Here is a 13,310-nt window from a genome sequence, read left to right as displayed (position 1 = left end):
CCACGTGTGAGTCAAGCAACAGTTGGGGTGGGTGTCAAGCAATACTGAACAACCATCTGTGCGCTATACCTGTACGCTCTGTCGAGGAGGTGACCACGTGGCCCCAGCCCCTGTGCCGTACGTCGGCGAGCGGCTCCGCGAGGAGCGGCTGCGCCGCGGCATCAGCGTCCGCAGCCTCGCGCGGGACCTCGGCGTCTCGGCGAGCCTGATCTCCCAGATCGAGACGGGCAAGAGCCAACCGTCGGTCAGCACCCTCTACGCGATCACCAGCGCGCTCGGCATCTCCATCGAGGACGTCTTCGACCCGCCGGACCAACCGGTTGCTGCACCGGCCGGCCCTGCCGCCGCGCCCACGACCGTACTGGAAGCGCTGGCGACGCACCGCGGCGAGCGCCTCGGGCCGCTCGTCACCCGCGCCGACCGGCAGGCGCTGCAGCTCGACTCCGGGGTCACCTGGGAGCGGCTCGGGCACCTCCCGAGCACCCACGTCGACTTCCTGCGCATCACCTACGAGCCCGGCGGTACGTCGTCGAGCACCGGCCGGCTGATGCGGCACCCCGGCACCGAGTACGGCCACCTGACCAGCGGCGAGCTGACCGTGACCGTCGGCTTCGAGGAGTACCAACTGCACCCCGGCGACTCCGTCTCGTTCCCGTCGACCACGCCGCACCGCTACCGCAACGACGGCACCGAGCCCGCGGTAGGCATCTGGTTCGTAACCGGCGGCGACTAGACCGGTACGGGCGCAGGGGTCGCCAGGCGTTGCAGCTGGCGTAGGTGCACGAAGCGCCGGAGGTCGTCGGTGGTGATGATGCCGACGAGTACGCCGGCGTCGACGACTACCGCGACCAGTGCTCCCGCCAGGGGCGGGCGGCCGACCAACGATGCCACCGGGGTGTCCGGGGCCACGGTGTGCTCAGGTGCCAGGGTGACCGCCACCGCGTCGATGCGATCGTAGGCGCGTTGGGCGGGTAGCCGGGCCAGCAGCTCGAGGGTGACGACACCCTGTGGTTCGCCGCTGAAACCGACCACGGGGAAGACCGCCTGCCGCGACCTGGTGGCCACGGTCGCGAACGCGCGCACCGTGTGCCACGCGGCCGCCACCTCGGGATGGGGCGTCATCACGTCGCCGGCGACCGCTCCCGCGGCCGCGCTGCGGACGCCGATCGCCCGCTGCTCCGTGCCCGCGGCCTGCACCAGGAACCAGCCGATGAGCATCAGCCACAACCCGTCCAACCGGCCCACGACGGCCAGCTCGAGCACGCCGAGACCAACCAGCACGACGCCGGTTACCGTGCCGGCCGTGGTGGCCGTACGGGCGGCGCGGGCGCGGTCGCCCTGGACCCGCCAGAGCACCGCGCGCAGCACGCGGCCACCGTCGAGCGGCGCCCCGGGCAGCAGGTTGAAAACGCCGAGGAGCACGTTCATCAGACCGGTCCACAACAGCGCCATGTGACGATGCCCGGCGCACCCAGCGCGTTCGCGCCCCACGCCGCGGCGAGGAACGTGCTGCCGACGGCGACGCTGGTGAGCGGGCCGGCGATGGCGATCGCCAGGTCCGCGCGCGGGCTGGGCGGTTCGTCCTCCAGCTCGGCGACGCCGCCGAGCATCCACAGCGTGATCGACCGCACGCTCATGCCCTTGCGGTGGGCGACCAGAGCGTGCGCGAGCTCGTGGGCGAGCAATGAAGCGAGGAACAGGACAGCGGTGGGCACCGCGACGAGCACGTAAACCGCCGACGGAGTGCCCGGCGCCGCCGCGGGCAGCACCGACGCGCCGAGGACCCCAGCGATCAGCGCCGTGATCACGACCACCGACCAGTGCACACCCACAGGGATCCCGGCGACCCGGCCGAGCCGAAGGCTCTGCTTCATCGCGACCCCCTCGACTCCAGTCTTGCTCGCGCTGCTCACAGCTGCAGCCGCAGCCGCCTCACTCGCGGTGTCCGTGGACCACGACCACCGGGCAGGTCGCGTGGTGCACACACCGGTAGCTCACCGACCCGAGCAGTGCACCGAAGAACGCGCCGTGCCCACGGTTGCCGACGACCAGCAGGTCCGCCCCCGCCGAGGACTCCAGCAGCGCCGTAGCCGGCTCGGCACGCAACACCCGCTGGCGCGCCTCGACGGCCGATGCGCTGCCGAGCACCTCCTCGACCCTCTTCGCCAGCGTGGTAGCCGCCTGTTCCCGTAGTGGCGCAACACCCTCGCCGGGCGCCCACCCCCAGTACATCTCCGGGTACGCCCACGCGACGACGGCGTCCAGGTCTGTTCCGACCAGCGCCGCCTGCCGGGCGGCCCAGCGCAACGCCTCCTTCGACGGCTCGGAACCGTCCACACCGACGACGATCCGCGGGTTCTTCGCACCGCTCATGATGCATCCCCTCCTCCCCAGAGCGTCGCCCGTGCGACGGGCGGCAGGCAGAGGCGCGCGGCCCACCAGGTCGGGACCTACGCCCCTGTGCAGCGGTCGCCGGCCGGGATGCACTGAAGGTGTGTCCAGACAGATCGGTCCCGAATACCAGCGACCGCCCGCAGCGGCGCTCGAGGACCGCATACGCGCGCTCGAACTGCGGATCGAGACGCTCAACGACGCCGTCACCGCCCTGCAGGAGGAGTTGTCCAGCCGACGCGAGAGCCGGCAGGTCGCCGACATCGCGAGCCGCCGCGGAGCAGTGCGTGACCGTCACTGACGGCACCGACGAACACGTCCCTGCGACCGACACCAACGTCGAAGCGGTCGTCGTCGACGTCGACAGCGTGGTGACCGACACCCAGCGGATCCACGCTGAGGCCTGGAAGGGGGTTCTCGACTCGTTCCTACGGGCGCGGGCCGGCAGACAGCGCGCCAGCTACCGCCCGTTCGACATGGGCGGCGACTACCTCGCCCACCTCGCCGGCAGACCGTCCGCGGACGGGATCCGCAGCTTCCTCGCCTCCCGCGGGATCCCGCTCACGTCCGACGACCGTGACACCGCCGGGCGACACGTCACAGAACGGCTCGGCGAGCTCAAGGACCGCTACCTGGCGTCCCAGTTGCAGCGCCGCCACGTGATCCCGTATCCGTCGACCGTGCGGTTCCTTCGCGAGCTGCGCGACCGCGGCTGCCAACTCGTCGCCGCGCCTTCCGACCGGCTGGGGCAGGCGATCGTGCGAGCCACCGGCCTCGGTGAGCTGTTCGACATCGAGGTGGCCGGACTGCGGTCACCGTCGGGGCTGCTGACGGCGGCGCTCGACCACCTCGGCCAGCTCGGTCTGCCGCCCGCCGCGGTCGCCGCGGTCTCGGCGACGCCCGAGCACGTCCGGGCGGCGCGCCAGCTCGACTTCGGCCTCGTGGTCGGCGTCGACCGCAGCGGCGTGGCCGGTACCGAGCTACGGGGATGCGGCGCCGACGTGGTCGTGCGCAGTCTCACCGACGTGCACATCGCCACCGGCGGTCGTCGAGCCATACCGTGAGTCGGTCGCTACGAGTGGTGTTCGTGCTCACCGAGCGTTCCGCCTTGCCGCGTTCTCCTCCACCTGGCTCCCCCGCGGGGCAGATTGTAAGTCCCTGCCGCGACGCCGCCGACTGGACGAATTCTGGGGCCCACGAATGCCAGGCGAGATTCTTCCGCGGGTTACCGCGGCAATCGAAGACGTCGACGGCCTATGGCTGCACGAGTCCGGCAGCAGTCGGACGATGCAACTCAAGGTACGGGCGACGAAACCGGCCTCAGTGACGGTCTCCGAGCTGATCGACCGGATATCGGACAAGGGACTGCATGTTGCGTACATGGTGCACGGCACTACGCCGTACCCATGGACGAGCATCCGGCTGTACGACGAGGATCCGCAGGAGCACTTCATCGTCACGGTGCGCTACGCCCCGGAGATCTGGCCGGTGTCGGACACCTGACCGCGGCGGTCACGACGCGAAGCGCTTGAAGGTCGCGGTGAAGGCGTAGTCGCGCTGCGGTACGCCACTGCAGGTGCTGACCGCTCGCCTGGCCCGACACGAGCCGTTGTCCCTCGCTACCGACCAGAACGCGAGGAAGCCGATGCGCTCGGACCGCGCGAACGCGAGCAGTGTCCGCGCGTCACGCAATGTGGTGATCATGCCGCTGTCGTTGCGGCCGATCATCGGCGTCAACCCCAGCATCCGGCGGATCTCGGCGGCGCCCTTGCCGGGCCAGACGGTCTCGAGCTGCCCGACGACGGCTTCCGCGGCATCCGTCATCGCGTTCCCCCAGTCGCCGGTGTGACCGAAGTTCATCACCATCGCGTTGACCGTCACGTCCAGGCGGTGCCGCGCCGCGCCGTGCAGGACGGCCATGGCGCTCGAGGTGAGTCCGGTTCGCTGGTCCTGCACCGGCAGCGTGAGGGTGATGCTCGTGCCCCGGCTGCGCTGCAGCCCGCGCAGCGCGGTGCCGACCCGCCCCATCGGCACGTCGGCCTCCAGGTCGACGTCCAGGTGGTTCGACCGCACCGCGTCGAGCGCCTGCTCGTACGCGCTCCGCAGCGCACCGGCACCGTCGCACGCGTTCTCCAGGTACGGCCCGTCCGCTCCCCCGGACGAGACGACGACCTCCCCACCCGCTGCCCGCAACGCCGCCACCTCACCGAGGATCTCGCGGTCGTCGAGCGGATGGGCGTTCCCCCACGTCGGCTCACAGCGGCGGCCATCGGCCAGGATGAACGCGAGCGTGAACGCCCGCTGCTCCGTCGCCTCCGCCACGTCGCTCAGTGCAGGCTCGCGCATGGTGACGTCGACGTAGGGGGCGAAGCGAGGCGGGTCGGCCGACGGTCTCGACGGTCGCGGCTGCGGCCCGTCCGCACATGCGGACACGGATAGTGCAGTCAGTGCCGCAGTCAGCAAAGGTACGACCACTCTCGGCACCTTCGGTACTCGCAGCACAGCGAAATTCTCCTACAGCACACCGGTGATCGGCCCCGCGACCGTCCACGGTCGAACGGCTCGCACAGTGCGTCGAACCCGACGCGGACGCATTGACACAACGTGCCGAGGAGTGCGGCATACGTCCAGTTGCCCGTGGTCCGGCGAAACTCACCGGCAGCCCACCTACGCTGGCATCCCCCGGGGGACTGCAGGCTGCAATCTGTACGGGGGCACCAATGACGGGCAATGACAAACGTGCGGTCGACGCGCCTGCGCCCGCGCAGGTGTTCGTGGACGTCACGGGCACCAGGCGACGCAGGCTCAGGCGCGCCGCCTACGCGTTCACCGTGCTCGCCGTCGGCTACGTCATGCTCCTCGCCGTCAGCCTCGGTAGCGACCCGATGACACCGCAGTCGCCGCCGTTCGCTCTGGCGAGCGAGCCGCCGGACGCGACCGAGCCCAGCAATGCCGACGCCGTCGAGCAGACGATGGAGCCCCGTGGGCTCGCCACGACCACCCAGCAGGCGTCCCGTACACCTGCGAAGAAACCGGCCGAACGCTCACCGAGCGCGCGACCGTCGACCCCGCGGTCGACCGCCCAGGACACCGGCAGCAGCCGGGCCGGCGAGCCGACCCAGGAACGGGCCAAGCGGCCGGCACGCGACACCGGTAGCGCAGCACCCACGCGGGAACGATCGGGCACCAGCTCGGCGCCGAGCACGCGGTCCACGGGTTCCGCCGAGGAACCCGACGACGAACAGGACCCGTCGCCCGAGGCGTCCCGCGACGGTGTACTCAGGCGGCTGCTCGACCGGCTGGGCGGCTCGTGACCGGACACCCCACGTCGCGTCGTTCCCTGGTCCAGCCGCGCTGGACGCTCATCACCACTGGCCTGCTCGGCCTGCTCAGCCTGTTGCTGGTCAACGGTCTGGCCCACGGGACGTTCAGTGCGGACGCTCGGGTGGCGCCGCCCGCCAGCGTGAGCCACGTTCCCGACGTCGTGCACAACGGTGGCCCGATCGTCGACACGACAGGAGGTGAGGTGCGGACGCACCACATCCCGCGCAAGACCATGATCCTCACCTTCGACGACGGCCCCGATCCCGAGTGGACGCCGCGGATCCTCGAGGTGCTGCACGACCACCACGTGCCGGGGACCTTCTTCGTCGTGGGCTCCCTCGCTTCCCGCTATCCGGGCGTCCTGGCGGACATCAGGGAGTCCGGCAGCGAGCTCGGTGTACACACCTTCTCCCACCCGGATCTCGCCTACGCCGCCAGATGGCGGATCCAGCTGGAGCTCGCCGAGACCCAGCTCGCCATCGCCGGCGGCGCAGGCGTCACCACGTCGCTGATGCGCCCGCCGTACTCGTCCGAGGCGAACGCGATCGACAACCGCGGCTGGCCGTCGATCAGGGAGATCGGGCGGCAGGGCTACACGACGGTGCTGAGCACCCTGGACACCCAGGACTGGCGGCGTCCCGGCGTGCGGGAGATCGTGCGCAGCGGCACGCCGAGGAACGGCAACGGCGAGAGCATCCTGTTGCACGACGGAGGCGGGAACCGGGCGCAGACCGTCGCGGCGCTCGAGATCCTGATCCCGCGACTGTTGCGCCAGGGCTACCGGTTCACGACGCTCGGCGAGCTGATGCACGACCAGACGGCGAACCCGGCCGCCGGCGCGCTCGAACGGCTGCGCGGCGAGGCGCTCCTGACGGTGGTCCAGGTCGCCAAGGTGATGACGAAGGCGCTGGCCGGTTTCCTCCTGGTCGCCGGTGTCCTCGTCGTCGCCCGGTTGCTCGCGATGCTCGTGCTCGCCAGGCGACATGCCGCCAGCGCGCGTCGCCGGGCGTTACGCCCGCCCACCGAGGCACCCCGCCGGACCGTCTCGGTGGTCGTGCCGGCCTACAACGAGCGCGAGTGCATCGCCGCCACCGTCCGATCGATCGTCGCGAGCGAGCACCCGGTGGAGGTGATCGTCGTGGACGACGGCTCGACCGACGGCACGGCCGAGGTCGCCGAACGGCTCGGTCTCGGCAACGTCCGGGTGATCCGCAGGGCGAACGGCGGCAAGCCGTCCGCCCTGAACGCCGGCATCGCAGCGGCGAGCAGCGATCTCATCGTGATGGTGGACGGTGACACCACCTTCGCGCCGCAGACCGTGAGCAACCTTGTACGACCGTTCGCCGACCCGCGGATCGGCGCGGTGGCGGGAAACGTCAAGGTCGGCGACCGGCGGAACATGGTCGGGCTCTGGCAACACATCGAGTACGTCATCGGCTTCAACATCGACCGCCGGGTGTACGACGTGCTGCACGCATGCCCACCGTCCCCGGCGCGGTGGGTGCCTTCAGGCGGCAGGCCCTGCTGCAGGTCGGTGGTCTCAGCGACGACACCCTCGCCGAGGACACCGACCTCACCATGGCGATCTGCCGGGCCGGCTGGCGGATCTCGTACGTCGCCGGTGCTGTGGCCCGCACCGAGGCGCCGCGCACCATGGGCCAGCTGTGGCGGCAGCGCTACCGATGGAGCTACGGCACCATGCAGTCGATGTGGAAGCACCGGCGTGCTGTGCTGGAGCGCGGCCCTTCGGGACGGTTCGGACGGTTCGGTTTGCTCAACCTCGCGCTGTTCCAGGTCATGCTGCCCGCGTTCGCACCGTTGGTGGACATCTTCCTGCTGTACGGCATCGTCTTCCTCGACCCGGCACGCACCGTGGCCGCGTGGCTGGCCGTGCTGCTCGTGCAGACGCTCGGCGGGCTGTACGCCTTCCATCTCGACAACGAACGGATGCGCTACCTGCTGGTGCTGCCGCTGCAGCAGGTGGTGTACCGACAGCTGATGTACGCGGTCATCATCCAGTCGATCGTCGCGGCGGTCGGCGGCATCCGGCTGCGTTGGCAGAAACTCGAGCGAAACGGCGACCTGGGCACACTGACCCTGGCGGACGCGCAGAGTCGCTAGCCGTGCCAACACCTGCCGGCCACCGCGAGCGGTACCTGGACGTGCTCCGCGCCGTCGCGCTGCTGCGAGTGGTCGTGTACCACACGTACGGCTATGCGTGGCTCACGTTCGTCTTCCCGTCGATGGGTGTGATGTTCGCGCTCGCGGGCTCGCTCACCGCGGCGTCGATGGAGCGGTACGCGGCCTACCGCGTGGTGTATTCGCGGGTTCGCCGCCTGCTGCCGTCCCTCTGGCTGCTCGCGCTCATCGTCGTGCCGGTCATGTTCTGGCACGGCTGGCCGCTGCTCACCGAAGGCCGCCCGTTCGACTGGCTGAACCTGGCGTACTGGATCCTCCCCGTCCTCGATCCACCGGCCAGCGCCTGGGGCGCCGCCACGACGCAGGTGCTCTGGTACGTGCGCGCCTACCTGTGGTTCGTCCTGCTGTCGCCGGCCGGACTGCTGCTGTTCCGCAGGTGGCCGGTCGCGACGACGGTGGCGCCGTTGGCGGTGGTCGTCGCGACCGCACTGCCGGTGCTGAACGTGGAGCGCCTCGGCTCCACGGGTCCCGCGCTCCTCGACTTCGGCACGTACGGCGCGTGCTGGATGCTCGGGTTCGCGCACCGCGCCGGCATGATCCGCCGCATCCCACTACCGGCGCTGTTCGGGCTCGCCGCCGGCGCGATGCTGCTCGGCGCCTCCTGGGCCCTGACCCATCCGGATCCGGTCTTCGGCTACGACCTCAACGAGATCCCGCTCGCCCAGGCACTCTGGTGCCCAGGCGCTGTACTGGTGTTGTTGCGTTGGTCGCCGGGCCTGACCTGGCTCGACCGCGTGCCCGTGCTCGGCCGACTGGTCACCGTGGTCAACGCCAGGGCGCTCACCGTCTACCTCTGGCACAACATCGCCATCGAGCTTGCGGTGCCGGTCAACGACCGGCTCGGCCTCTACGACCCCTGGCAGCTGTTCGCGACCGCCTGGGCTCTCATCGCCGTCGCGGTGCTAGCGTTCGGCTGGGTCGAGGACATCGCTGCCAGGCGCCGGCCCCGGCTACTGCCCGGCCACGGCCGCCCCGACCGGACGGTCGACCGGCGGCTCCGCCGTACCGGCGGCCTCCGGCTGGAGATGCAGGGTACATACGGTGCCACCGCCGGAGCGGCCGGCGACGGTGAACGTCCCGCCGTGCAGCCGGGCCGCCCACAGGCACATCGATAGGCCGCGTCCGACCCCGGGCGACGCCGTGCGGGCGACGCCGTAGTACAGGGCGGCGGTCACCTCCCGACCGACGCCCTGGCCCCGGTCGGAGACGGACACCCGCCCGTCCCCGTGCACCTCCACGTCGACCCGCGGCCGGCCGTGCCGCAACGCGTTCACCACCAGATGTCGTACCGCATGCTCGACGAGCGCTTCGTCCACCACCACCGTGCACGGCCGGGTGGCCAGGTCGACCTCGCCCGCGCCCAGGGAGGTGGCGATCCGGGTTACCAGGACGTCGAGGCGTACCGGCTTGCGTACCAGCCGGTACGTGCCGGCGTCGAGACGCGAGCTCAGCATGATGTCGTCGATGGTGAAGTCCAGCTGCGCGCAGACGACGACGGTCCGCGCGGGCAGCGCGTCCCGCCTCGCGGGATCACTCAACGCCGCCAGGGCAGACCGCCGCAGCTCCACGACGACGGTCCGCAGCGACCGCTCCGCACCACCGGCGAGCCGGTGCTGGCGGCGCAGTGCGTCGCGGAGCACGCGGGTGCTGCGGCGGGTCAGCAGGTACGAGCTCACGGACGCGACCAGCAACAGACCCGCACCGCCGAGGACGAGCGCGGCCAACAACCGGTTACGGCCCGCCGCGACTGCGGCCGGATCGCCGACCACCACCACGGCGCCGGCCACTTCGCCGCCGTTGTCGTAGAACGGTGTGGCCAACAACCGGCGCTCGCCGCCGTCCTCGGCCACCGCCGTACCCCGCGCCTCGGTGCTCTCGCCGACGGCGTCGGCGGCCAGCGGGAGCAGCTCGCTGTCGGCCACACGTACACCGGGGCGCTTCGTCGCGAACACGCGCCGCACCGGCGGCGTGCCGCGATACACGACGACCTGTGGGCGTCCGGACGCCACCGGGTCGGCGGCGAGCTCGGCGAGCTCGAGCCGGTTCCTCTCGAAGTAGACGAGGGCGGCCGCCGCCTCCGCCGTCGTCCGCATCGAGGCGTCCAGCCGGGCCGCCCGCTCGTCCGCGTCCGCGCGTGCGACGAGAGTGACCATCGTGCCGAAGGCCAGCACGCTCACGAACAGGTACACCACGGTCTGCTGCAGGCGCATCCGGCGAAGGGGCCTGGCGTGGTCAACCGGCGTGCTGCGCATACTCGCGGTCCCCGACCGCTGAGCCGTTCACCGCCTCGGCGTGGCTGATCGCCACGGTGTACTCGGCGAGCGGCTCGTCGACGTGGTAGACGCGCATCCTCGTCCACGGCTGGGGCGCCGCTCCGTGCACGGCGAAGACGACCCTGAGGGTGCCGGCCGCCATGATGTCCACCAGCTCGGTCACGACGTCCGTCGCCCGGCGGGGGGATATCAGCTGCACGTGCGCAGGCTCGTCGAGCTCGCACGCCTGCATCTCGACTTCGTCGAGGCGTCCCACTACGGATGCGAGGTAGTCGTAGATCTCGTCCGCCAGCGGCGCGGGCCCCAGCCTACGTCTGCTCTTCTCGGTCCGCATGCGACTCCCCCCGATGACGTTGTGCACGGACTCCCCCCGATGCAGTACCCCACAGGACGCGTCGTAACCGGTAGTTACCTACGTCCATGCACGCTTGGGACCTAAGTCCCTAGCCGGGTGACGGACACGGAGGTGGCGGTCGCGATCGTCTGGAGCACGACGCAGTAGCGCTCGGTGAGCCGCACGAGGGTGGCCAGCTCGTCCGCGGACGCGTCGGTGTCCAGGATGAAGCCGACCCGGATGCTGCGGAAGCCGACCGGCGCGTCGCGGTCGACGGCGAGCGTGCCCGTGAAGTCCAGGTCGCCCGCCACGTGCACCGCACCTGCGCGGACGTCGAGGTCCAGCGCGGTCGCGACGGCGCGCAGCGTCACTCCCGCGCACGCCGCGAGTGCCTCGAGCAGCATGTCGCCGGAGCAGACCGAGCCGCCGTCGCCGCCGGTCGCGGGATGCAGCCCCGCGTCGACCAGTGCCCTGCCGGTCGCGACCGAGCAGGTGAGGTCGTCGCCGAGTGTCCCCGTGGCCCGCAGCGTGACGACGGCCGCCGCCGGGTCGTCGCGGTACCGCGCCTTAAGTGGAGCCTGGACCTCCTGTAGTTCGGCACGCCTCACCTGGATCACCGACTACGGCTCGATGTTCTGGTTCAGGTGGAACAGGTTGCCAGGGTCGTAACTCCGCTTCACCTCGACCAGCCGGTCGTAGTTGGCGCCGTAGTTGACCCGCACCCGGTTCGCGTCGTCCGCGGCCATGAAGTTGACGTACCCGCTGTCCTCCGAGTGCGGCGCCGTGGCGGCGTAGTAGTCACGCACCCAGGAGATGGCGGCCTCGTCGTCGGCGGCATCCGGCCACATCCCGGCGATCACCGTGGCGAAGTTGGCGTCCCGCGCGGCGAACGCGGTCTCGTCCTGAGCCACCCGGTGGCACGCGCCGTTGATCGGGTAGATGTGCATCGTCGACTGCATCGCCGGCAGCTTCGGCCCGTGTTCCAGGTGCGCCGCGATGGCGTCGTCGGTGAGCTCCATGACGAAGTTGGCCTTCCAGTAATGCCGCAACCCCGGCGGCAGCAGTGCGTCGAACGCACTGTTCAGCACGGGGTACGGCATCGCTGCGACGTGCTCGGCCACGGTCGGCGCGACGTCGCGCAACGGCTTGAGCGCCTCCTCGCCCTCGTCGACCGGCCCGGACCAGCACGCGACGAACAGGGCGAACGGCTCACCCACGCGGTCCTCGGGAATGAACGGCAACGGCGGCGCGATCTGGAACGCGGGGAAACCACCCAGCTGCTCCGGGGCCGTCGCGATGAACTCGCGGTAGAACGCCAGCAGGTCCGACGCAGCGTCCAGCTCGAACACCAGCGGGCCACCATAGACGGTAGCGACGGGATGGAGCGCGAACTCCATCGAGACCACGACACCGAAGTTCCCCGTCCCCCCGCGCAGCGCCCAGTAGAGGTCGGCGTGCTCGTCGCTGCTCGCGGTGACGAACCGACCGTCGGCCGTCACGATGTCGGCCGCGAGCAGGTTGTCGCACGACAGGCCGCAGCTACGCGCAAGATGGCCGATCCCGCCGCCGAGGGTCAGACCGCCGACGCCCGTGGTGGAGATGATGCCGCCGGTGGCGGCAAGCCCGAAGGCGTGGGTCGCGCCGTCGAAGTCGCCCCAGGTGGCGCCGCCTTCGACGCGCGCACGGCGCGCGACAGGGTCGACGCGGACACCGCGCATGGCCGACAGGTCGATGACGACACCGTCGTCACACGTGCCGAACCCTGGCACGCTGTGACCACCGCCGCGTACGGCGAGGTCGAGCTCGTTCTCCCTGGCGAAGTCCACCGCGGCCATCACGTCCCCGGCGTTCACCGGCCGGACCACCACCCGGGGACGGCGATCGACCATCGCGTTGTACACCGCGCGCGCCTGGTCGTACTCGCTCATCTCGGCCGTGATCACGGCACCACGCGTTCGCTCGCGCAACCCCTCGACGGTCATGCCACCCATGTCGCCCTCCATCGGCCATCGCACCGGTACCCAGCCTCGTACCCGCGGCAGGGGCGGGCCACCGACAGCGCCCGTACGTTCGCCTGACAGCGCCCTGACAACGCGGCAGTTCAGCGGCGGGTGAGCTCGCCGTGCACGACGAGTCGCTGCGCGGCCGAGTACTCCGGGTGGCACGTGGTCAGCGTGATGAGCGCCCTGCCAGGTACGGGATGGGTGACGCCGATCTCGTCGGGTGCCACGACGCGCCTCGCGTACACCGCGTACCGGTACCGCCGGCCGTCCGCGCGGATCACGATGGCGTCGCCGCGGCGGAGCTCGTCGAGGCGGTTGAACGGTGCGCCGTAGGTGGTGCGGTGCCCGCGACGACGAAGTTGCCGGTCTGCCCCGGCAGTGCGGACCCGCGGTAGTGGCCGGGGCCGTTGCGTAGCTCCTCCGCGGACGTGCCCTCGACGATCACGTACCGGTAGTCGGCGCCGAGCGCGGGGATCCGGATCTCCGCGGTCGCATGTCCTGGACGCGGCGGCTCGGGGTGCGCTGGTTCGGGGCGGTGTAGCTCCTGGGCGAGACGCTGCTGGGCACTGTCGGTGTGGAAACCCGTTCCCCAGAGGCTGTCGCACGAATGTTGTGCCTGCTGGCTGGCCGGTCGAGGTCGGTCCGCGATTCGGGTGAGCGGTGGGGCTGTCAGGCCGTCCGGTAGGTCTTCAGCAGGTTGTGGGTGGCGTAGATGAGCTTCCATTCGCTGTCCGCCGCTGCGAGCCCTCGACGGAAGAGACTTCGGATCCTGCGGTTGTGCTTGAT

At 70.8% G+C, this 13,310-nt stretch carries 14 protein-coding genes and 1 pseudogene; 6 read left to right on the top strand and 9 right to left on the bottom strand.

Going from position 1 to position 13,310, the window contains the following annotated elements:
* The first annotated feature begins 97 nt into the window (after positions 1 to 97).
* Complete coding sequence (locus tag GEV07_11695; GenBank protein ID MQA03349.1) at positions 98 to 733, top strand: cupin domain-containing protein; 636 nt, start codon at positions 98 to 100, stop codon at positions 731 to 733.
* On the opposite strand, the gene GEV07_11690 is transcribed toward GEV07_11695, so the two are convergent.
* Genes GEV07_11690 through GEV07_11680 form a run of 3 tightly spaced genes read right to left on the bottom strand, consistent with a single transcriptional unit; the run spans position 730 to position 2,373 of the window.
* Entirely contained in the window at positions 730 to 1,452 is a 723-nt protein-coding gene (locus tag GEV07_11690) for a hypothetical protein (GenBank protein MQA03348.1), read from the bottom strand. The genes GEV07_11695 and GEV07_11690 overlap by 4 nt on opposite strands.
* Positions 1,428 to 1,874, bottom strand: coding sequence for a hypothetical protein (locus GEV07_11685; GenBank protein MQA03347.1), 447 nt, complete (start codon positions 1,872 to 1,874; stop codon positions 1,428 to 1,430). The genes GEV07_11690 and GEV07_11685 overlap by 25 nt, the downstream gene beginning before the upstream one ends.
* Before the next feature lie 58 nt (positions 1,875 to 1,932).
* Positions 1,933 to 2,373, bottom strand: coding sequence for a universal stress protein (locus GEV07_11680; GenBank protein MQA03346.1), 441 nt, complete (start codon positions 2,371 to 2,373; stop codon positions 1,933 to 1,935).
* 5 nt (positions 2,374 to 2,378) lie between these two features.
* Here GEV07_11680 and GEV07_11675 point away from each other — a divergent pair, with 5 nt between their 5' ends.
* Both GEV07_11675 and GEV07_11670 read left to right on the top strand, forming a co-directional pair.
* Complete coding sequence (locus tag GEV07_11675; protein MQA03345.1) at positions 2,379 to 3,455, top strand: HAD family hydrolase; 1,077 nt, start codon at positions 2,379 to 2,381, stop codon at positions 3,453 to 3,455.
* Positions 3,456 to 3,714: 259 nt separating this feature from the next.
* Positions 3,715 to 3,894: a hypothetical protein gene (locus GEV07_11670; protein MQA03344.1), complete on the top strand. Its 180-nt coding sequence runs from the start codon at positions 3,715 to 3,717 to the stop codon at positions 3,892 to 3,894.
* 9 nt (positions 3,895 to 3,903) lie between these two features.
* On the opposite strand, the gene GEV07_11665 is transcribed toward GEV07_11670, so the two are convergent.
* The gene (locus GEV07_11665) at positions 3,904 to 4,713 is read right to left on the bottom strand and encodes a glycosyl hydrolase (protein MQA03343.1); all 810 of its coding nucleotides are present in this window, start codon (positions 4,711 to 4,713) and stop codon (positions 3,904 to 3,906) included.
* A gap of 398 nt (positions 4,714 to 5,111) precedes the next feature.
* Between GEV07_11665 and GEV07_11660 the strand changes: the two genes are divergently transcribed.
* The 3 genes from GEV07_11660 to GEV07_11650 are packed head-to-tail and all read left to right on the top strand — an operon-like array spanning position 5,112 to position 9,029.
* A complete protein-coding gene (locus GEV07_11660) occupies positions 5,112 to 5,705 on the top strand; it encodes a hypothetical protein (GenBank protein MQA03342.1) in 594 nt (197 codons plus the stop codon).
* The gene (locus tag GEV07_11655; protein ID MQA03341.1) at positions 5,702 to 7,714 is read left to right on the top strand and encodes a glycosyltransferase; all 2,013 of its coding nucleotides are present in this window, start codon (positions 5,702 to 5,704) and stop codon (positions 7,712 to 7,714) included. Before GEV07_11660 ends, GEV07_11655 begins: the two co-directional genes overlap by 4 nt.
* Positions 7,398 to 9,029: an acyltransferase family protein gene (locus tag GEV07_11650; GenBank protein MQA03340.1), complete on the top strand. Its 1,632-nt coding sequence runs from the start codon at positions 7,398 to 7,400 to the stop codon at positions 9,027 to 9,029. Before GEV07_11655 ends, GEV07_11650 begins: the two co-directional genes overlap by 317 nt.
* Here GEV07_11650 and GEV07_11645 read toward each other — a convergent pair.
* The 5 genes and pseudogenes from GEV07_11645 to GEV07_11625 all read right to left on the bottom strand — a co-directional run bounded on the left by GEV07_11645 (position 8,865) and on the right by GEV07_11625 (position 13,248).
* Entirely contained in the window at positions 8,865 to 10,166 is a 1,302-nt protein-coding gene (locus GEV07_11645) for a hypothetical protein (GenBank protein ID MQA03339.1), read from the bottom strand. The genes GEV07_11650 and GEV07_11645 overlap by 165 nt on opposite strands.
* Complete coding sequence (locus GEV07_11640) at positions 10,147 to 10,521, bottom strand: hypothetical protein (protein MQA03338.1); 375 nt, start codon at positions 10,519 to 10,521, stop codon at positions 10,147 to 10,149. Before GEV07_11640 ends, GEV07_11645 begins: the two co-directional genes overlap by 20 nt.
* A 101-nt stretch (positions 10,522 to 10,622) precedes the next feature.
* Positions 10,623 to 11,129, bottom strand: a complete 507-nt coding sequence (locus GEV07_11635) for an OsmC family peroxiredoxin (protein ID MQA03337.1) — start codon at positions 11,127 to 11,129, stop codon at positions 10,623 to 10,625.
* A gap of 12 nt (positions 11,130 to 11,141) precedes the next feature.
* The gene (locus GEV07_11630; protein ID MQA03336.1) at positions 11,142 to 12,512 is read right to left on the bottom strand and encodes an FAD-binding protein; all 1,371 of its coding nucleotides are present in this window, start codon (positions 12,510 to 12,512) and stop codon (positions 11,142 to 11,144) included.
* Between the two features lie 110 nt (positions 12,513 to 12,622).
* Positions 12,623 to 13,248, bottom strand: a pseudogene (locus GEV07_11625) (class E sortase).
* Between the last annotated feature and the right edge of the window lie 62 nt (positions 13,249 to 13,310).

The sequence above is a fragment of the Streptosporangiales bacterium genome, from assembly GCA_009379825.1.
Classification (GTDB): domain Bacteria; phylum Actinomycetota; class Actinomycetes; order Streptosporangiales; family WHST01; genus WHST01.
The sequence above is the reverse complement of the archived record's forward strand: the minus strand, read 5'-3'. Positions and strand labels throughout refer to the sequence as shown.